Annotated in this window: 17 protein-coding genes; 11 read left to right on the forward strand and 6 right to left on the reverse strand. The window is 67.5% G+C overall.

The genetic code is table 11. The annotated features are described in order from the left end of the window. Window positions 1-3: 3 nt before the first annotated feature. Window positions 4-1500 carry an aldehyde dehydrogenase gene (locus tag AC1DCU_RS08695; protein ID WP_032975672.1) on the reverse strand — a complete coding sequence of 499 codons (1497 nt, stop codon included), beginning with the start codon at window positions 1498-1500 and terminating at the stop codon, window positions 4-6. A 154-nt stretch (window positions 1501-1654) separates the two neighbouring features. Between AC1DCU_RS08695 and aptA the strand changes: the two genes are divergently transcribed. From aptA to AC1DCU_RS08730, 7 genes are all read left to right on the forward strand, one after another. Then, on the forward strand, window positions 1655-3007 hold the full coding sequence (aptA, locus tag AC1DCU_RS08700) for an omega-aminotransferase AptA (protein ID WP_032975670.1): 1353 nt from the start codon (window positions 1655-1657) through the stop codon (window positions 3005-3007). A 63-nt stretch (window positions 3008-3070) separates the two neighbouring features. Beyond that, a complete protein-coding gene (locus AC1DCU_RS08705) occupies window positions 3071-3955 on the forward strand; it encodes a ParB N-terminal domain-containing protein (protein WP_025875352.1) in 885 nt (294 codons plus the stop codon). A gap of 119 nt (window positions 3956-4074) precedes the next feature. Next, on the forward strand, window positions 4075-5361 hold the full coding sequence (locus AC1DCU_RS08710; protein ID WP_025875354.1) for a DUF445 domain-containing protein: 1287 nt from the start codon (window positions 4075-4077) through the stop codon (window positions 5359-5361). Between the two features lie 488 nt (window positions 5362-5849). Next, a complete protein-coding gene (locus AC1DCU_RS08715; protein ID WP_032975665.1) occupies window positions 5850-8075 on the forward strand; it encodes a TonB-dependent siderophore receptor in 2226 nt (741 codons plus the stop codon). Window positions 8076-8183: 108 nt separating this feature from the next. Continuing rightward, a complete protein-coding gene (locus AC1DCU_RS08720) occupies window positions 8184-8504 on the forward strand; it encodes a DUF3649 domain-containing protein (protein ID WP_032975664.1) in 321 nt (106 codons plus the stop codon). Then, entirely contained in the window at window positions 8501-10129 is a 1629-nt protein-coding gene (locus AC1DCU_RS08725) for a PepSY-associated TM helix domain-containing protein (RefSeq protein ID WP_032975663.1), read from the forward strand. Before AC1DCU_RS08720 ends, AC1DCU_RS08725 begins: the two co-directional genes overlap by 4 nt. After that, the gene (locus AC1DCU_RS08730; protein ID WP_442251040.1) at window positions 10126-10455 is read left to right on the forward strand and encodes a DUF3325 domain-containing protein; all 330 of its coding nucleotides are present in this window, start codon (window positions 10126-10128) and stop codon (window positions 10453-10455) included. Before AC1DCU_RS08725 ends, AC1DCU_RS08730 begins: the two co-directional genes overlap by 4 nt. A gap of 121 nt (window positions 10456-10576) precedes the next feature. Here AC1DCU_RS08730 and rlmKL read toward each other — a convergent pair whose 3' ends face one another. Together rlmKL and AC1DCU_RS08740 are read right to left on the reverse strand one after the other, a co-directional pair. Further along, complete coding sequence (rlmKL, locus tag AC1DCU_RS08735; protein ID WP_025875361.1) at window positions 10577-12715, reverse strand: bifunctional 23S rRNA (guanine(2069)-N(7))-methyltransferase RlmK/23S rRNA (guanine(2445)-N(2))-methyltransferase RlmL; 2139 nt, start codon at window positions 12713-12715, stop codon at window positions 10577-10579. A 144-nt stretch (window positions 12716-12859) separates the two neighbouring features. Next, window positions 12860-13387, reverse strand: coding sequence for an alpha/beta hydrolase (locus AC1DCU_RS08740; protein WP_025875362.1), 528 nt, complete (start codon window positions 13385-13387; stop codon window positions 12860-12862). A gap of 72 nt (window positions 13388-13459) precedes the next feature. Here AC1DCU_RS08740 and AC1DCU_RS08745 point away from each other — a divergent pair, with 72 nt between their 5' ends. After that, the gene (locus AC1DCU_RS08745) at window positions 13460-14026 is read left to right on the forward strand and encodes an N-acetylmuramoyl-L-alanine amidase (protein WP_032975661.1); all 567 of its coding nucleotides are present in this window, start codon (window positions 13460-13462) and stop codon (window positions 14024-14026) included. 175 nt (window positions 14027-14201) lie between these two features. Here the strand turns inward: AC1DCU_RS08745 and AC1DCU_RS08750 are convergent, their stop codons facing one another. The 3 genes from AC1DCU_RS08750 to AC1DCU_RS08760 all read right to left on the reverse strand — a co-directional run bounded on the left by AC1DCU_RS08750 (window position 14202) and on the right by AC1DCU_RS08760 (window position 16732). Beyond that, window positions 14202-15101: a sulfurtransferase gene (locus AC1DCU_RS08750; protein WP_032975659.1), complete on the reverse strand. Its 900-nt coding sequence runs from the start codon at window positions 15099-15101 to the stop codon at window positions 14202-14204. Then, window positions 15098-15901: a CoA pyrophosphatase gene (locus AC1DCU_RS08755; RefSeq protein WP_032975658.1), complete on the reverse strand. Its 804-nt coding sequence runs from the start codon at window positions 15899-15901 to the stop codon at window positions 15098-15100. Before AC1DCU_RS08755 ends, AC1DCU_RS08750 begins: the two co-directional genes overlap by 4 nt. 129 nt (window positions 15902-16030) lie before the next feature. Next, window positions 16031-16732 (reverse strand): FKBP-type peptidyl-prolyl cis-trans isomerase N-terminal domain-containing protein, encoded by a 702-nt coding sequence (locus tag AC1DCU_RS08760; protein ID WP_025875366.1) that lies wholly within the window; start codon window positions 16730-16732, stop codon window positions 16031-16033. Between the two features lie 166 nt (window positions 16733-16898). Here AC1DCU_RS08760 and AC1DCU_RS08765 point away from each other — a divergent pair, with 166 nt between their 5' ends. From AC1DCU_RS08765 to nth, 3 genes are read left to right on the forward strand one after another with little or no spacing between them, the layout of a single operon-like run. Further along, a complete protein-coding gene (locus tag AC1DCU_RS08765; protein WP_025875367.1) occupies window positions 16899-17693 on the forward strand; it encodes an enoyl-CoA hydratase/isomerase family protein in 795 nt (264 codons plus the stop codon). Between the two features lie 4 nt (window positions 17694-17697). Further along, on the forward strand, window positions 17698-18051 hold the full coding sequence (locus tag AC1DCU_RS08770; RefSeq protein ID WP_032975654.1) for a hypothetical protein: 354 nt from the start codon (window positions 17698-17700) through the stop codon (window positions 18049-18051). Next, a complete protein-coding gene (gene nth, locus AC1DCU_RS08775) occupies window positions 18051-18740 on the forward strand; it encodes an endonuclease III (protein WP_025875369.1) in 690 nt (229 codons plus the stop codon). The genes AC1DCU_RS08770 and nth overlap by 1 nt, the downstream gene beginning before the upstream one ends. The last annotated feature ends 11 nt before the right edge of the window (window positions 18741-18751 follow it).

Here is an 18751-nt window from a genome sequence, read left to right on the forward strand (position 1 = left end):
GGTCTACAGCTGGATCCAGGTGGCCTTGATCTCGCTGTACTTGTCGAAGGCGTGCAGCGACTTGTCACGACCGTTGCCGGACTGCTTGTAGCCACCGAACGGTGCCGTCATGTCACCGCCATCCCAGCCGTTCACCCACACGCTGCCCGCGCGCAGTTGGCGGGCTACGCGATGGGCGCGTCCAAGATCCCGCGTCCACAGGCCGGCGGCCAGTCCATAGCGACTGTCGTTGGCCAAGCGCACGGCCTCGGCTTCGTCATCGAAGCCGAGCACCGCCAGCACCGGGCCGAACACTTCCTCGCGGGCCAATGCCTGTTCCGGGCGTACCTGGTCGAACACCGTCGGCTGCACGTAGCAACCGCCCGCCTCCACTTCGGCTCTCTGGCCGCCCAGCAGCAGGCGCGCGCCATCGGCTTCGGCCCGGGCGATGTCGGCCAGTACCTTGTCCACGTGCGCGGCATCGACCAGCGCCCCCATCGGTGCATCGGCCTCCAGCGGATGGCGGGGCTGCATGCGTTGGCCGTAGGCGATCACCTGGTGCACGAAGTCATCGCGGATCGAACGCTGCACCAGCAACCGCGAACCGGCGGTGCAGACTTCGCCCTGGTTGAAGAAGATGCCCTGCGCCACGCCCTTGGCGGCTGCATCCAGGTCCGGCGCGTCGGCGAACACCACGTGCGGGCTCTTGCCACCGCATTCCAGCCAGACCCGCTTGAGGTTGGAGCGCCCCGCGTATTCGAGCAGCCTGGCGCCGGTAGCGGTGGAGCCGGTGAAGGCCAGCACGTCCACGTCCATGTGCAGGGCCAGCGGCTCGCCCACGCGTGAGCCGTGACCGGGCAGCACGTTGAGCACGCCGTCCGGCAATCCCGCTTCGGCCGCCAGTGCGGCCAGCCGCAACGCACTCAGTGGCGAGCGCTCGGAGGGTTTCAGCACTACTGAATTTCCCATCGCCAATGCCGGCGCGATCTTCCAGCACGCCATCAGCAGCGGAAAATTCCACGGCACGATGGCCGCCACCACGCCTGCGGCCTCGCGCGTGACCAGGCCCAGCTCGTGCGGACCGGTGGGGGCGATTTCACCGTACAGCTTGTCCACCGCTTCAGCGGTCCAGGTCAGGCAGCGCACCACGCCGGGAAGATCGATGCGACGCGCATCGCGGATCGGCTTGCCCATGTCCAGCGTTTCCAGCAGGGCCAGCTCATCGGCGTGCGTCTCCACCAGCGCGGCCAGCGCCAGCAGCACGCGCTTGCGATGGGCGGGGCTGGCCTGCGACCAGTGGCCTGCCTCGAACGCGCAGCGCGCCGAGGCCACCGCACGCTCGACGTCCTGTGCATCACAGTCGGCCACCGCACCCAGTACACGCCCGTCGATCGGGCTGATGCAATCAAAGCGCGCGCCGCTGGCGGCATCCACGTAGCGGCCATCGATGAACGCTTGCGCAGGAATCGCCACGCGGCTGCGCAGGGCCTGCCAGTGGCTGCGGTCGGGGAAGTCGGCCATGGGTCGCTCCAGCAATCAACGTTCCTTGTTTATACCGGCGCGGCCGCGACCCCACCGTGATCGACCGCGCTGCGCGCTCGCCGGGCCATGCCTGCCGACAGAACCGTGACGCGGCTGCGCTAGAGTCGCACCCATCGGACCCGACGGAGCCGGCATGAAAACCCCTGCAAGCGACCTGCACGACCTGGCCACCCAGCGCCCCGATTCACTGGACGCGTACTGGATGCCGTTCACTGCCAACCGCCAGTACAAGGGCGCGCCGCGCATGCTGGTACGTGCCGAGGGCATGCACTACGAGGACGTCGATGGGCGCGCCATCCTCGATGGCACCGCTGGCCTGTGGTGCTGCAATGCAGGGCACGCGCGCCGACGCATCGTCGAAGCGATCGCCGAGCAGGCCGCCACCCTCGATTACTCGCCGGCCTTCCAGATGGGTTCGCCGCCGGCCTTCGCCCTGGCGCAGCGATTGGCGGCACTGGCCCCGGCCGGGCTGAACCACGTGTTCTTCACCAGCTCGGGTTCGGAGGCGGTGGATTCAGCGATGAAGATCGTGCTGGCCCACCACCGCCTGCGCGGCGAGGGACATCGCACGCGTTTCATCAGCCGTGAGAAGGCCTACCACGGGGTCGGCTTCGGCGGCATGGCACTGGGCGGGCTGCCCAACAACCGCCGCCAGTTCGGCCTGCAGCTCGGCGGCGTGGACTACCTGCGGCATACCCTGGACCTGTCACGCAATGCGTTCAGCAAGGGCCTGCCACGCCAGGGCGCAGAGCTGGCCGACGATCTGGAACGGCTGATCGCCCTGCACGATCCGTCCACCATTGCCGCGGTGTTCGTTGAACCCATCGCCGGCTCGGCCGGGGTGATCCTGCCGGCGCCGGGCTATCTGCAACGACTGCGCGAGATCTGCGACCAGCACGGCATCCTGCTGGTGTTCGATGAGGTCATCACCGGCTTCGGCCGGGTTGGCATGGCGTTCGCCGCACAGCGTTTCGGGGTCACCCCGGACCTGTTGACCTTCGCCAAGGGCGCCAGCAACGGCGCGGTGCCGCTGGGAGGCGTGCTGGTCGGCGACAGCGTGCATGCCAGCTTTATGCAGGGTCCGCCACAGGCCATCGAGCTGTTCCATGGCTATACGTATTCGGGCCACCCCTTGGCCTGCGCGGCGGCGTTGGCCACGCTGGACATCTACGCCGAGGAACGGTTGTTCGAGCGCGCGATCGAGCTGGGCGAATACTGGCAGGAGCGCCTGCACGCCCTGCAGGGGTTGCCGAACGTGATCGACATCCGCAACTTCGGCCTTGTCGGTGCGGTGGAGCTGGCACCGCGCAAGGATGCCCCCGGCAGCCGTGGCTACGAGGTGTTCCGCCGCTGCTTCCACGACGGGCGCCTGCTGGTCCGCTGCACCGGCGACATCATCGCGTTGTCACCGCCGCTGATCGTGGACAAGGCACAGATCGACCGGATCACCGGCACCCTGGGCGAGATGATCCGGGCCACCGCCTGAGGCCAGGGAGGTGCTGGCGAGCGGGTACAATGGGCGGTTCCGCTCCTGCCTGTTGCCGTGCCCATGAACATCGTCGTCAAAGAAGAACTCAAGGCCTACATCGACCCGCTCACCGCCGACGAACACGAGGCGCTGGAGCGCAGCATCCTCGCCGAAGGCTGCCGCGATGCGCTGGTACTGTGGGGCGACGTACTGGTGGATGGACACAACCGCTTCGGCATCTGCCAGAAGCATGGACTGCCGTTCAACACCGTGCAGAACACCCGCTTCCAGAGCATGGAAGACGTGCACCTATGGATGATCGAGCAGCACCTGGGCCGGCGCAGCGTTTCCGATTTCCAGCGCGGCGTGCTGGCCTTGCGCAAGCGCGACATCCTGTCCGCGCGCAAGCAGGTCGAACAGGCGCAGCTGCAGCGCGAAAGCGACGGCACCGCCGAGCCCGCCGACGAGGCCGGTGAAGACAGCCCGCCGTGGGAACCGGCGCCGAAGATCAGCCGCGCCGAACTGGCCCGCGAAGCCAAGCTGAGCACCAGCCAGGTGGGGATGATCGAGCGCATCCACGCCCAGGCTGCGGCCGAGGTGGTGGAAGCGGTGAAGGCCGGCATGATCTCGATCAGCGCCGCCGCCGCCGTGGCCGACCTGCCGGAAGAAGAGCAGCGCGCGGCGGCTGCCGGTGGCAAGGATGAACTGAAGCAGGCTGCAAAGCGCGTGCGTGAGTCCAAGCGCAAGCCGCGTGCGCCGAAGCCTGAACCGGAGTCGGCGGAAATGGACTTCGAAGAGGCCAACGAGGATGAGATCGCCAGCCGCGATGCCGAGGTGCTGGCCGCGCTGGAGCAGCTTGGCGAGGATGCCCCGGCGCTGCGCCGCCGCGTGGTTGCCCTGACCCGCGAGAACGACACCCTGCGCGCGCAGCTGGCCCATCTGCGCAGGCAGCTGGAAACGCTCTGAGCATCCCCCGGTAGTGCCGGCCGCTGGCCGGCAGCTGCAAGGTGCTTCCAACGTTCATGGGTTGCCGGCCAGCGGCCTGCACTACCGGGTACTCACCGGCCTGCGGGTAGACTTCGGGCATGACGTCTGCCATCGATCCGCGCCGCGCCCAGCTGCGGCGCCTGAAAACCCTCGCCCTTGGCCTGCTGCTGCTGATGCTGGCGGGTTTCGCGGTCAGCCACTGGCAGGGCGAGCGCGGCATCTGGGCCTGGGTCTCGGCCTTCTGCGAGGCCGCCGCGGTTGGCGCGCTCGCCGATTGGTTCGCGGTGGTTGCCCTGTTCCGGCGGCCGATGGGCCTGCCGATTCCGCATACGGCGATCATTCCGCGTAGCAAGGAACGCATCGGCGACAGCCTGGCCTTGTTCGTGCGTGACCAGTTCCTGGAACCGACGGTGCTGCTGGCCAAGCTGCAGGTATTCGATCCAGCCAGCCGCCTCGGCAGCTGGCTGGCCGATCCCGCGCGTTCACGGATGCTGGCCGACATGGCCCGTGGCTGGGCGCTGCAGGCGCTGGACTTCTTCGATGAAGCTGCGGTGCGGCGGCAGCTGCACAGCTTCGTGGTGCAGCAGCTGAGGCAGTGGAACGCCGCTGCCACCGCCGGCGAACTGCTGGGCCTGCTGACCGCCGATGGCCGCCACCAGCGCGTGCTGGACGAAGGCCTGCAACGGCTGGGGCGTTGGCTGGAGCAACCGGAAGTGAAGGAGCGCGCCTCGCAGCTGATCGTGCGCTACATCCAGCGCGAATGGCCGACGCTGTCGAGCACGGTGAACTGGGTCAAGCCGATCGATGAGATCGGCGACAGCCTTGCCGAACGCCTGGCGCGCGCGGTGCTTGAGGAGCTGCAGCAGGTGCTGGCCGAGCCGCAGCACCCGCTGCGCCAGGACTACGAACAATGGCTGGGCAACTACGTGCAGCGCCTGCGCGAAGACCCGGCACTGGCCGAGCGCATCGAACAGCTCAAGCAGGAAATGATCGACCACCCTGCCCTGCAGGACTACGTGCAGGGCCTGTGGTCGCGCATCCATGCCAGCCTGCGCGGCGATCTGCAGCGCGAGGATTCGGCACTGGTCGGTCATCTGCAGCGCAGCCTGGCCTCGCTGGGTGACAGCCTGCAATCGGACCCGGCGTTGCGCGAGGCATTGAACCAGCACCTGCTGGAAGGCGCGCAGCGGCTCACCGGGCGCCTGCGCGAGGGCGTCACCACCCATATCGCGCAGACGGTGAAGAGCTGGGACGAGCGTCATCTGGTCGAGCAGCTGGAACTGAGCGTGGGCCGCGACCTGCAGTTCATCCGCTTCAACGGCACCCTGGTGGGTGGGCTGATCGGGCTGCTGCTGCATGCGGCTACGGTGCTGTTCCGGTTCTGAGGGGGTTCCCGGCCGGGCTGCGCCCGGCACCCGCAGAGGCGGGAGCCAGAGCAACAGCCACAGCTGGTTTCCTGCGGGATGGCAGGGCGCTGTGGGTTTGCGGGGCCGCCGTGAACCCATCCCTGGGGGCTTGGTCGCCGCATCCATGCGGCTCACACCCCGCAAACCCACAGCGCCCCGCCTTCGACCGTTTCCCCTCGATCTGCCTGGATCCACATGTTCGGGGGACGAATGGGGCTGTCACACTTGCTTAACGAAATGCGAATGCCTATCATTTACTGATCGGTTGTACGCTTAGCCAAGCGGGGCACGGAAGCACGCGCCCACCCGCCCCTTCGCCCGTGTACATCCCCCGACCACTGGGTCGCCTGCCTGCCGCAGGTGGCGCGCCGTCGATGGGAATCACGCTGGGTGACGTGCGCGGAGCGCATGGCTGCCATGGGTGCGTTTGCCATCGCCTGTTTTTTGTCCTGCATGGAATCGCACCGATGGCTTCTCCCCTGAATACTCCCCGCCCAACCCTGCTGGCCCTGGCCCTGACCGCTGTGATGATCGCTCCGCTGGCCCACGCCGATGCACCGCTCGCTGCCGATGCGCGCACGCTGGACACGGTGAAGGTGACCGCTGACGGCGAGATCGCAAACGGCTACACGGTGAAGAACACCCGCAGCGCGACCAAGCTGGATCTGTCGCTGCGCGAGACGCCGCAGTCGGTCACCGTCATCACCCGGCAACGGCTGGATGACATGGGGCTGTTCTCGTTGTCCGACGTGATGGGCCAGGTCACCGGGGTCAGCGTGTCGGTCACCGACAGCGAGCGCATCAGCTATGTTTCGCGTGGCTACACGATCGAGAACTTCCAGATCGACGGGATGCTCAACACCTTCGGTGGGTCGATCAAGACCAACACCGACAACGTCATCTACGAACGCATCGAAGTGATCCGCGGCGCCACCGGCCTGACCACGGGCGCCGGTGATCCGTCCGGCACCATCAGCATGGTGCGCAAGCGCCCCACCGACACCTTCCAGATGAGCAGCAACCTGACCGTGGGGCGCTGGGGCAACCAGCGCCTGGAAGCCGACCTGGGCGGTCCCGTGGCGTGGGACGGGCGCATCCGCGCACGCGTGGTCGCGGCCAAGCAGCAGAGCGATTCGTTCCGCGATGTCTACAAGCTCGACAAGGACGTGTTCTACGGCATCGTCCAGGCCGACTTGACCGGCAGCACCCTGTTCGAGCTGGGCTATGAATACCAGTCACCGCACACCACGGGCGTGACTTGGGGCGTGGTGCCTTACTGGGGTGCTGACGGCAACCCGGCCAACCTGCCGCGCTCGACCAATCTGTCGGCGTCGTGGAGCGAATGGCCGATCATTGAAAAGACCACCTTCGCCCGCCTCGAACAGCAGCTGGGCAGCGGCTGGTCGCTGAAGGGCAACGTCAGCCATGCCGTGCGTGATACCGATGGCAGCGTCTGGTACGGCGCAGCCGGCTACCCGCGCGCGGACGGCACCGGCGTCACCGCCTACGTCTCGCACTTCAACGAACACAGCACGATGGACGTGTTCGACGTCAACGTCGGCGGCCCGTTCCAGCTGTTCGGCCGCGAGCATGAGCTGGTGTTCGGGCTGGGCCAGTCCGTGCGCAAGGGCGAATCCGAAGCGACCAGCTTCGACACCAGCGCACCGGGCTACATGCAGGTTCCCGACTGGCGCAACTGGACCGGCAAGGTGCCGGTCCTGCCGGTGACACGCTACGGCCGTCTTTCCTCGGAAAACGAGCTGCGCCAGCGCGCCGCCTACATCGCCGCGCGCCTGCGCCTGGCCGACCCGCTGCTGGCCGTGGTCGGCGCCCGCTATGGCAGCTGGGAAACCCGACAGTGGGGCTACGGCTACGACGCCAACGGCAACCGCAACCGCACCACCCGCACCGGCTACAAGCCCGACGACACGCTGACCCCGTACGCCGGCCTGGTCTACGACTTCAATTCGATGTTCAGCGGTTATGTCAGCTACACCGACATCTTCAAGCCGCAGAACTACCGCGACCGCAACGGCAACTACCTTGAGCCGGTGGTCGGCGACATGTACGAGGCGGGCGTCAAGGCTGAATTCTTCGGTGGCCTGCTGAACGCCTCGGCCGCCGTGTTTGAAGGCAAGCAGGACAACGTGGCCGAGATCGATGATTCGGTGCCGCTGAACTCGCTGCCCGATGGCGGCCAGGCCTATCGCTCGACCGGCAAGGGCAACAAGGTGAAGGGTTGGGAACTGGAAACCCAGGGCAGCATCGGCGAGCAGTGGAACATCTCGGCCGGTTTCGCCCGTACCCGGATCCGCAACGCCGCGGGTGTGCTGCAACGGACCACCACCCCGCAGGAAACCTTCCGCCTCAACACCAGCTGGCGGCCGGGCGGCATCGAAGGCCGCTTCTGGCTGGGCGGTGGCGTGACCTGGCAGAGCCGCATCTGGAACAACAGCACCAAGCCGACGGCCGACTACCTGACCACCGGCCGCACCGAAAGTGCGCGCATCACCCAGGACGCGTTCTACCTGCTGAACCTGGCCGGTGGCTACCGCTTCAACGAGAACTTCAGCGCCCAGCTCAACATCAGCAACCTGCTGGACAAGAAGTACTACAACAACGTCGGCTTCTACCAGGGCGTGTACTGGGGCGAACCCCGCAACGTCAGCGTGACGCTGCGCTGGAAACTCTGATGACCTGATGGATGGTGCCGGTTCTGCGACCGGCACCCGGCCACGGATGGCCAACCCTGGCGTGCTTCGGTGCGCCGGCCTTCTCTTCATTCAACCTGCAGGACCGCCGTGGACCGCTCGCCCGCAACCGCCAGCCCCCGCCTCAGCACCTTCTTCGCCAACCCGCGATGGGGCGTGCTGTCCCGATCCCTTGCCGCCATCTTCGGCGGCTACGCGCTTGCCTCGATGACCACGGTGTTCTGTGCGCTGGCGCTGCCGGGCGCGCGCGGCCAGGCCGTGCTGACCGGCATGCTGCTGGCGATCCTGGTCGCCGCCTGCGCCGCGCTGTGGGCGTTCGCCACGCGCAGTGCGCTGCGTGCCTGGGTCGGCATTCTTGCCCCCACCCTGCTGTTGGCCGGCATTTCGCGCCTGCTGGGAGCGTGGGCATGAAGAATGGATTCCGCCAATCCATGGCCTGGCTGCATACCTGGACCGGCCTGCTGGTCGGCTGGCTGCTGCTGCTGATCTTCATGGCCGGCACCGCCAGCTACTACCGCGAGGAAATCAGCCGCTGGATGCGCCCGGAGCTGCCGCGCAGCACGGTAAGCACCGACGAAGCGGCGCAGCGCGCGGCCGACTACCTGCTGGCCAACGCACCACAGGCCGAGAGCTGGTTCGTCACCCTGCCGCAGCCACGCAATCCGGCCATGCAGATGTTCTGGCGGTTGCCGGCCGAGCTGGCCGACCCCAGCAAGGGCCGACGCGGCGCCTTCGGTGATGCCACCCTGGACCCGAACACCGGCACCGAGCTGAAGGCCCGCGAGACCCGTGGCGGCGACTTCTTCTACCGCCTGCATTTCGACCTGCACTACATTCCCGTGCTGTGGGCGCGCTACCTGGTGGGCTTCTGCGCGATGTTCATGCTGGTGGCCATCATCACCGGCGTGATCACCCACAAGAAGATCTTCAAGGACTTCTTCACCTTCCGGAAGGACAAGGGCCTGCGCTCCTGGCTGGACTTCCACAACGTCAGCGCGGTGATGGCCCTGCCTTACCACGCGATGATCACCTACACCGGCATCGTCACGTTGATGATCATGTACCTGCCGTGGGGAGTGAACGTGGCCTACGGCACCGACCAGGATGCGTTCTACGCGGAGGCCTTTGGTGGCCTGCCCGAGGTCACCGCGCCCGCCGAAGGCAAGGCTGCCCCCCTGCCGCTGCGGCAGCTGCTGGACAGTGCCCGCACGCATTGGCACGGCACCGAGGTCGCCGGTTTCAGCGTTGCCAATCCCGGTGCCGCCAATGCGGTGATCGACATCCGCCAGCGCGATGGCAAACGCCTGTCCATCGATACCCCGGCGCTGCGCTATGACATGGTCACTGGCGCGCTGCTGCAGGAAACGCCGCCTTCCGGTGGCGCCACCGCCACCCGTGGCGTGCTGTATGGCCTGCACCTGGCCCGCTTTGCCGATTGGGGCCTGCGCGCGTTGTTCTTCCTGTCCGGCCTGACCGGCTGCCTGATGGTGGCCAGCGGCGTGGTGCTGTGGGCGGTGAAGGAGCGGCCGAAGCATGCCAAGAGCGGTCGCACCGGCTTCGGCCTGCGCCTGGTCGATGCACTGAACATCGGCGCCGTGGCCGGTCTGCCGATCGCCTTCGCCGCCTATTTCTGGGGCAACCGCCTGCTGCCGCTGGGCTTGGCCGAGCGCTCCAACGCCGAAGCGAACGTGTTCTTCTACGCGTGGGGCGCCTCGCTGCTGGCAGCCTTCATCTGGCCCAAGCGGATGATGTGGGCGTGGCAGCTGTACATCGGCGCGGCCGCGTTCGCGCTGATTCCGGTGGTCAACGCATTGACCACCCACGCGCACCTGGGCGTGACGCTGTTCAACGGTGACTGGGCATTGGCCGGTTTCGACCTGTCGATGATCGCCTTCGGCGTCATGCTGGCCCTGTGCGGCTGGCGCATGCAACGCTGGACGCCGCCGCTGACTGCCGCCGAGAAGAAGAAACGCGCGGCGGCCGCTGCAGCGACAAAGGCACCGGCCGATGCAGTGGAAGCGGAGGCCAGCGCATGATGCTGCTGGTACTGGGGTTGTCGTTCACAGCGTTCACCGCGCTGTCGCTGGCGATGGAAAAGCATCAGCAGGAACTGCACGGCAAATCCGCGGCATCACCGGCACGGCGCACGCAATGGCGGGTGCTGGGCTGGGTGCTGCTGACGGTGGCTTTCGCACTGTGCGTGGTCGACCACGGCTGGGCGATGGGCCCGGTGCTGTGGCTCGGCGAGCTCACCCTGGGTGGAATCGTGCTGGCGTTCGCGCTGTACCCCTACCGGCCGAAATGGATCGCGCCGCTGGCGATCGCGTTGCCGGTGATCGGGCTGGTGGTGGCGCTGTTGTAACCCGTGCGGTGGACCGCATCCACGCATGGCGTGGATCTACCGGACCCACGCTCGCCGGGCATGGCCCGGCGCTACCGTTCTGCGCGCACGTGGGTAGCGCCGGGCCATGCCCGGCGACGCGTCACGCCAGGCGCTTCAGCTCCCACGCACGATGGATGCGCGCATTGCGCTCGAAATCCGGGCCGATGGTGCTGGCGCTGATCTCGCGGCACTGGGCGAATTCGGCGATGGCGTTCTCTTCCAGCTTGAAGCGGCGGAAGTTGTTGGAGAAGTACAGCACGCCACCCGGCGCCAGTCGCGCGACGGCCGCACGCAGCATCTTCACCTGCTCGCGCTGTACGTCGAAGTCCTCGGCGCGGGCCGAGTTGGAGAACGTCGGCGGGTCGCAGAAGATCACGTCGTACTGGCCGCGATCGCCTTCCAGCCAGGCCATCGCATCGGCCTGCACCAGCAGGTGCTGATTGCCGCCCTGCCCGTTCAAGGCCAGGTTGTCGTAGCACCACTGCAGGTAGGTGGCCGACAGGTCGACGCTGGTGGTGCTGGCCGCACCGGCCACCGCCGCCTGCACGCTGGCCACGCCGGTGTAGCAGAACAGGTTGAGGAAGCGTTTGCCGCGCGCCTGCTCGGCCATCAGCCGGCGCAGCGGGCGATGGTCGAGGAACAGGCCGGTATCCAGGTAATCGAACAGGTTCACCTGCAGCAGCGCGTTGTTCTCGCGCACCACGAGGAACTCCTCGCGCTGCTCGAAACGGCCGTACTTGCTGCCGCCCTTGCCACGTTCACGCGATTTCATCGATACCTGTTCCGGCGGGACGCCGAACACCTCGCGCGCAGCGGCCAGCAATTCATTGCGGCGGCGGCGCACGTCGTTCTCGGGAATCGCAGCGGGTGCAGCGTATTCCTGTACATGCAGGAACGTGCGGCGCTGGCCGCCATCTTCCTCGTACACGTCGATGGCCGCTGCGTATTCCGGCAGATCGGCATCGTAGGCACGGAAACAGGTGATGCCTTCGCGCGCGCGCCAGCTCTTGAACTTCTTCAGGTTCTTGCGCAGGCGGTTGGCCACCATCTGCGCGCCTTCGCTCAGCTCGCGCACCTGTGCCGGGTCGCGGCCCGGCACCGCGATCGGATCGCAGACGATCAGTGCGCATTCCAGCGCACCATTGAACATCTGGTACTTCTTGCCCGCACGCAGGCCGGTGGCGAAGGCCAGTTCGTCATTGCCGCACAGCAGGCTGGCGCGCCACTGCGGCACGGCCTTCTGCAGGGCATTGCCCAGCTTGCGGTACAGCGCCGGATCGGCGGCCAGGCGCTCGTCATACGGCGGGTTGCAGACCACCGCGCCGATCTCCTGCTCCGGGGTGGGCAGGTCAGCCACATCGGCGCGGGTGAAGCGGATGGCATGGGCGACGCCGGCAACTTCGGCGTTCTCGCGCGCGGCCTGTATCGCCACCGGGTCGATGTCGCTGCCGTGGATGACCGGCTTCAGCGCGGCAAGGCCGGCCGCTTCGCGATCACGCGCTTCGCTCTGGATGGTTTTCCAGGCAGCCTTGTCGAAGCCCAGCCAGCGGCTCGGCGGCAGGCTGCCATGGCGCATCAGGCCGGGGGCGACATCGGCCGCCATCAGCGCGCCTTCGATCAGCAGGGTGCCGCTGCCGCACATCGGGTCCAGAAGGCCGCCACCGGCAGCGTGCAGGCGCGGCCACTGCGCGCGCATCAGCAGCGCGGCAGCCAGGTTTTCCTTCAACGGCGCGTCATGCGCCGCACCGCGCCAGCCGCGGCGATGCAGCGGGCCGCCGCCGAGGTCGATCGACAGCGAGGCGCGGCCCTTGCGCAGCGACAGGTTGACGCGCACGTCCGGCAGGTCGGTGTTGACCGAAGGGCGCTCCAGCCCTTCGTCACGCATGCGGTCGACGATGGCGTCCTTGATCCGCTGCGCGGCGAAACGGGCATGGGTGATCTTGTCGCCGGACACATGCGCGTCCACCGCCAGGGTCATCTCCGGCTTGATGTGTTCGTGCCACGGCAGCGCACGCACGCCGTCGTACAGCGCCTGCTCGTCCGGGCATTCGAATTCGTCGATCGGCCACAGCACGCGGCTGGCCAGCCGCGACCACATCACGATCCGCAGCGCCTGCTCCAGTTCGCCATCGGCGTTGACGCCGGCGATGGTGGCAGTGGCCTTTTCCAGGCCCAGGGCCGACAGCTCATCGGCAAGCAGGTATTCCAGGCCCTTGGCGCAGGAGACAAAAAATTTCACGGGATCGGTTCGCAGGTGGTCAGGCACGGCAGGGGGCCGGGCCATTCGGAAGGGAGGGCCGTGGACACGGCCGGCAGGCCCGCGCCGGGGGCGGCGGGGCTGCCATTGTAGTCAATGCGGGCGGGCGCGCCGTGCGCCCGGGCTTCACAGCTGCCGCAGCAGGCGCTCGAAGGCCTGCGCAGAGGCTTCCACGTGGTGCTCCAGGCGATGGCCATCGTCCACCAGCAGCAGCTGCGCCGAGCGCGCCTGCGCCCAGGCGATGACTCCGGCGGCCGGCACCACCTCGTCATGCCAGGCCTGCACCACCGTGGTCGGCACCGGCGCGGCATCCAGCGCCGGCATCGGGCCCATGGTGGTGGGCGGCACCATCAGGAACAGGCCGGCCACCGGCACCTGCAGCGAGGCGATGGCGGAGATGTAGGCGCCCAGGCTGGAGCCGGCCAGCACCACCGGCCCCTGCGCAGCGGCAGCGGCCGTGCGCTCGATCAGGCGTTGCAGGCGGGTGCGCACATCGCCAACGCGGCTGACCTGGCTCATCGCGTCCAGGTCGGTGTAATCGGGGCGCTCATGGGTCCAGCCCAGTCGCTCGGCGACTTCGGCCAGCGCGGTGACCTTGGTCGCCTCCGGGCCGCTCTCGAAGCCGTGGGACAGGATGCAGTGACCGCGGCTCATGCGTGCGCTCCCACGGAGCGGATCGACAGCAGAAGGGAAGGCAGTTTCATCCGGCAATGCTAGCATCGCCGCATGCCCAAACCGCTCCTGCCCGGCCTGCAGCTGCAGCCGTTGCCCTACCACGACCGCCTGCCACTGCGCGATCCATCCAGCCTGGCAATGGTGGTGATCCACTGCACCGAACTGCCCGACCTGGCGACCGCCCGGGAGTACGGCGAGCGCGTGCTGTACGACAGCGGCGCCGGCAACAGCGGGCATTTCTACATCGACCGCGACGGCAGCGTGGTGCAGTACGTGGCGCCGGAGCGCATCGCCCACCACGTGCGCGGCATGAATGCCGATACCGTGGGCATCGAACTGGTCAATTCGGGGCGCTACCCGCACTGGCTCGACAGCCGCCACCAGGCGATGGACGAGCCGTACACCGAAGCGCAGCTGCTGGCGCTGGAACGGTTGCTGCAGGCACTGGTGGCTCGTTACCCGTCGCTGCGGCGGATTGCCGGACATGACCAGTTGGACCTGGAGCAGGTGCCGGCCAGTGATGACCCGGCGGTGACCGTGGCGCGCAAGCGTGATCCGGGCCCGTTGTTCCCGTGGGCGCGGGTGCTGGCGAAGGTGCCGTTGCAGGGGTTGGAGTAAGCGCCGGCAGGGCTGCGCCCTGCACCCGCACAGGCAACGTCAACGTCAACGTCAAAAGCTGGCATTCGGTGGGATGGCGGGGTGGGTCCCGCGGCTGTTGGTAGGTGTCGACCTTGGTCGACACGTGGATCCACGCCATGCGTGGATGAACGTCAAATCGACCAACCCGCTTTGCTCAGGCGCCGGTGGCGACCGGGCGGCTGCTGTCGCTGACCCAGCCACTCCATGAGTCCGCGTAGATGCGTGCGCCGGACAGGCCCGCGCTTTCCATCGCCAGCAGCAGGTGGCAGGCGGTCACGCCCGAACCGCACATCAGCACCACGCGTTGCGGGTCCTGGTTGCCGATCACGCCCTGCAGTTCGGCACGCAGTTCCTGTGCATCGCGCAGGCGGCCGTCCAGCACGTTCAACGCGAACGGGCGATTGACCGCGCCCGGCACATGGCCGGCGACCGGGTCCAGCGGCTCCACCTCACCGCGGAACCGCTCGCCCGCGCGGGCATCGACCAGCCAGCCCGGCGCATGCTTGAGGCGTGATTCGATCTCGTCCGCGCTGGCAACCTGGCTGCCATCGAAGCGCCCCGGATACGCGGGCAACGCGATGACCTGGCTGCTGCCGGTCGCCAGCGGCTGGCCGGCGGCCTGCCAGGCGGCGATGCCGCCATCGAGTACGGCCACGTTCGCATGCCCGATCAGGCGCAGCAGCCACCACAGGCGCGCGGCGGCCATGCTGCCATCGCTGCCGTCATACACCACCACCTGCGTGTCGGTGCCGATGCCCCATTGCCCCAGTCGTGCGGCGAACGCATCGCTGTCGGGCAACGGGTGGCGGCCATGGCCCACCCGCGTCAGATCGGACAGGTCGCGGTTGAGATCGGCATGCACTGCGCCGGGAATGTGTCCCTGCGCGTAGAGGCTGTTGCCCGCCTGCGGGTCGGCCAGCGATGCACGCGCGTCGACCACGCGCACGGTACTTGCGGTCGCGCGGGCATCGACCACGCGTACCCCATCGCCCAAGGCCGCAGCCAGGGTCGCAACATCGACAAGGGTGGTCCACGGCGGGTCGATCGGCTTCATTGCACTTGCTCCAGGCGGCGACGCAGGTTGTACAGGATGGCCGCGGTGGCGCCCCAGATGCGCTGGCCGGGCCAGCCATATTCAAGGACATGGCGGACGCGGCCGCGATGGTTGATTTCGACCTGGCGCAGGTTGTCGGCGGCCATCAGATAGTCCAGCGGCACTTCGAACACCTCGGCCACTTCGCTGGGCTGCGGGACCGCCACGAAATCCGGATCGATCACTGCCACCACCGGGGTCACCCGGTAGCCGGTGATGGTCACGAACGGATCGAGATATCCCAATGCCTGCACCTGTGTCGGCGCCAACGCGATTTCTTCCTGGCTTTCGCGCAGTGCGGCAGCCAGCGCATCGCGATCATCGGGCTCGGTACGGCCACCGGGGAAGCCAACCTGGCCACCATGTTGCCGCAGGGTTTCGGTACGCCGGGTCAGGATCACCTGCGCACCGTTGGCGCGCGGCACGATGCCAGCCAACACCGCCGCCTCGACCGGTGGGCCCGGAGGCAGCAGGTCATCCAGTTCACTGCGGTTCCAGCCGTCACCTGCCGGCGGTTCGGCCAGCGGATGCAGCGCGCGCAGCAGCCGCTCATGATCGGCCAACGACCCTCGCAGCGACTGCTGCAGCTGTTGGCGCAGGGGCAGCACACGCTGCAGGATGTGGCCGCGTTCGCTGTCGCTCATCGACGACCACCGTGCGATTTCGTCGATATGCCGCCCGCACCCGGCGCAGAGCCGGTTGCGATCCAGCTTGCAGACGTTGATGCAGGGGCTTGCGACAGCACGCGCCGTTTCTTCCATTATTTGCACCGGTCAACAGTAGCGCGAATGGGCTGAATTTGGGATGGGCCCCGCACAGCTGCAGCGTGGTGCAGAAACAAAAACGCGCCGGTGGATTCACCGGCGCGTTGATGTTGACGCTGTTTCTTCTTACTTGACGCTGATCAGCTTGATCTCGAACTGCACAGCCACGTTCGGCGGGAACGGGGTGCGCGGGTCGGCGCCGTAGGCCTGATCCGGCGGCAGCGAGACTTCCCACTTCGAGCCTGCCGGCATCTGCAGCAGGGTCTCACGCATGGCCTTCATTTCGACTTCGCTGACCTTGATCGACGGAATCTGCTGGGCCGGGCGGGCTTCGGTCGGGCGCTGGCCGTACGGGAACGGACCGGCCACTTCCAGCTGCACGGTGCTGGCCTGGGTCGGCTTGGCACCCTTGCCGGCTTCGATCACACGGTACTGAACGCCGCTCGGCAGGGTCTGCACGCCCGCCTTTGCCTTGTTCTGCGCCATGAACTGATCGCTCTTGGTCTTGTTTTCGGCAGCAGCCTTTTCGTACTCGGCCTTGGCGGCCTGGGCACGGCCCTGCTCGCGCTTCTGGAACGCTTCAACGGCCGGCTTCAGCTGCTCGGCGGTAATGGCCGGCTGCTTCTTGGCGTAGGCGTCCTGAAGGCCCTTCACCACCGAGTTGATGTCCAGCTGCTCACCGCGACCGGTCAGCTCCGCCAGGTTGTTGCCGTAGTCGTAACCGAAGTAGTAGCTCAGCTTGCCCTTCTCGGACGCGATGTCCTGGGCGAAGGCATTGCCCGTCAGGGCCAGGGCCGCGACGGCGACCGCGATAGAACGCAACTTCATCAAACAGTTCTCCAGGGGTGGTAACTCAGGGACGTTCTGCGCCGCCCTGAGGCGACGGGTTAGGATAACGGCCACAACGTGTAACCGCTACTCACCACGCAGGCTATGACCTGTCTGCGTTTACAGAGTTCAATCTCACTTTTTTTTAACGTTCCAGGAGTTTCCCGTGGTCGAGGCCCCCGCTCCCCACCCGGTCGACGTCAGCGATGATGGCGCCGTCCGCACCATTACCGTGCAACGTCCGGACAAGCTCAACGCCCTCAATGCCGCCACCCTGCAGGCGCTGGCCGAGGCGTTTGGCGACGCCGCCGCCGACCCGGCGGTACGGGTGGTGGTGCTGACCGGGGCTGGCCCCAAGGCGTTCGTGGCCGGGGCCGACATCGCGGAAATGAACACCTTGAGCGCGGTTCAGGGACGTGATTTCTCCCTGCTCGGCCAGGCCCTGATGCGCCGCATCGAACGCATGCCCAAGCCGGTGATCGCCCGGGTGAACGGATTTGCGCTGGGCGGCGGGCTGGAACTGGCCATGGCCTGCCATCTGCGCATCGCCGCTGATTCGGCCAAGGTCGGCCAGCCGGAGATCAATCTCGGCCTGATTCCCGGCTTCGGCGGCAGCCAGCGCCTGCTGCGCCTGTGTGGTCGCGCGGCCACGCTGGAACTGTGCCTGCTGGGCACCCCGATCGACGCCGCGCGCGCACTGGCCCTGGGCATCGTCAACGAAGTGGTGCCCGCCGCCGAGCTCGATGCCCGCGTGCAGGCCCTGGCCCGGCAGCTGGCACAGTCGGCGCCGCTGGCGCTGCGTGGCCTGCTCGACGCGGTACACGTGGGCGGCGAATGCAGCCTGGAAGCCGGCCTGGAATACGAAAGTGCGCAGTTCGGCCTGCTGTTTGCCACCGAGGACATGCGCGAAGGCACCAGCGCCTTCCTGCAGCGCCGCCCCCCCGCCTTCCAGAACCGCTGACGCCATGGCATCCCGACCCAACCCCGTGCTGCTGTTCGCCCGGGTCCAGGCAGACGATCCCGATGGTGCGCTGCAGGCTGGACTGATGGACTACGTCGTGCGCGCTGGCGATGAGCGGCTGCTGCCCGATCATCCGGACCTGCCCGACCGCCTGTGCCAGATGCAGTTGCAACTGCAGCGTGCATGGGCGGCGCGCGAACGCTTCCGCGCACGCGCCGTGCGCCTGGCCCGCCGCGAGGCCGAGCGTGATGCGCGCCGGACGCCCGCGCCGGCACCGGACGTCAAACCCGCCCTGCCTGCCGCCGCGGCCGCCATCCTCGCCCGGGCCAAGGCCCGCGCCGCCGGCAAGGAGCAGTAATGGCGACCGCGAAGAAGACCGCGCGCGCACCTGCGCGCCGCGGCGGTACGATGCCGCGTGCCGACGTGGTGGAAATGTTCACCCGCCTGCGCGAGCTCAATCCGCATCCGAAGACCGAGCTGGAATACAGCTCGCCGTTCGAACTGCTGGTGGCGGTCGCGCTGTCTGCACAGGCCACCGACGTCGGCGTCAACAAGGCCACCCGACGCCTGTTCCCGGTTGCCAACACGCCGGCGAAGATCCTCGCGCTGGGCGAAGAGGGACTGAAGAAGTACATCGCCACCATCGGTCTGTTCAACGCCAAGGCGAAGAACGTGATCGCCACCTGCGCGCTGCTTCTTGAGAAGCACGGTGGCGAAGTGCCACGCGATCGCGACGCACTGGAAGCCCTGCCCGGTGTCGGCCGCAAGACCGCCAACGTGGTGCTCAACACCGCCTTCGGCGAACCGGTGATGGCGGTGGACACGCACATCTTCCGTGTCGCCAACCGCACTGGACTTGCGCCCGGAAAGAACGTGCGCGAGGTTGAAGATCGACTGGTCAAAGCGATTCCCGCCGAGTTCCTGCTCGACGCGCACCACTGGCTGATCCTGCACGGCCGGTACGTGTGCAAAGCGCGCAAACCGGATTGCCCGGGCTGCGTGATTGCCGACCTGTGCCGGTTCAAGGACAAGACCCCCGCGGAGTGACGGCGCCATCC

The organism is Stenotrophomonas sp. 10L48 (genome assembly GCF_056395105.1).

What these genes read in the sequence shown, in the direction of transcription:
- AC1DCU_RS08710 (WP_025875354.1), top strand. Translation starts at nt 4,075, where the DNA reads ATGACGTCTGCCATCGATCCGCGCCGCGCCCAGCTGCGGCGCCTGAAA.
- AC1DCU_RS08745 (WP_032975661.1), top strand. Translation starts at nt 13,460, where the DNA reads ATGCCCAAACCGCTCCTGCCCGGCCTGCAGCTGCAGCCGTTGCCCTAC.
- AC1DCU_RS08740 (WP_025875362.1), bottom strand. Translation starts at nt 13,387, where the DNA reads ATGAGCCGCGGTCACTGCATCCTGTCCCACGGCTTCGAGAGCGGCCCG.
- AC1DCU_RS08730 (WP_442251040.1), top strand. Translation starts at nt 10,126, where the DNA reads ATGATGCTGCTGGTACTGGGGTTGTCGTTCACAGCGTTCACCGCGCTG.
- AC1DCU_RS08770 (WP_032975654.1), top strand. Translation starts at nt 17,698, where the DNA reads ATGGCATCCCGACCCAACCCCGTGCTGCTGTTCGCCCGGGTCCAGGCA.
- AC1DCU_RS08695 (WP_032975672.1), bottom strand. Translation starts at nt 1,500, where the DNA reads ATGGCCGACTTCCCCGACCGCAGCCACTGGCAGGCCCTGCGCAGCCGC.
- aptA (WP_032975670.1), top strand. Translation starts at nt 1,655, where the DNA reads ATGAAAACCCCTGCAAGCGACCTGCACGACCTGGCCACCCAGCGCCCC.
- AC1DCU_RS08705 (WP_025875352.1), top strand. Translation starts at nt 3,071, where the DNA reads ATGAACATCGTCGTCAAAGAAGAACTCAAGGCCTACATCGACCCGCTC.
- AC1DCU_RS08725 (WP_032975663.1), top strand. Translation starts at nt 8,501, where the DNA reads ATGAAGAATGGATTCCGCCAATCCATGGCCTGGCTGCATACCTGGACC.
- AC1DCU_RS08715 (WP_032975665.1), top strand. Translation starts at nt 5,850, where the DNA reads ATGGCTTCTCCCCTGAATACTCCCCGCCCAACCCTGCTGGCCCTGGCC.
- AC1DCU_RS08750 (WP_032975659.1), bottom strand. Translation starts at nt 15,101, where the DNA reads ATGAAGCCGATCGACCCGCCGTGGACCACCCTTGTCGATGTTGCGACC.
- AC1DCU_RS08755 (WP_032975658.1), bottom strand. Translation starts at nt 15,901, where the DNA reads ATGGAAGAAACGGCGCGTGCTGTCGCAAGCCCCTGCATCAACGTCTGC.
- nth (WP_025875369.1), top strand. Translation starts at nt 18,051, where the DNA reads ATGGCGACCGCGAAGAAGACCGCGCGCGCACCTGCGCGCCGCGGCGGT.
- AC1DCU_RS08760 (WP_025875366.1), bottom strand. Translation starts at nt 16,732, where the DNA reads ATGAAGTTGCGTTCTATCGCGGTCGCCGTCGCGGCCCTGGCCCTGACG.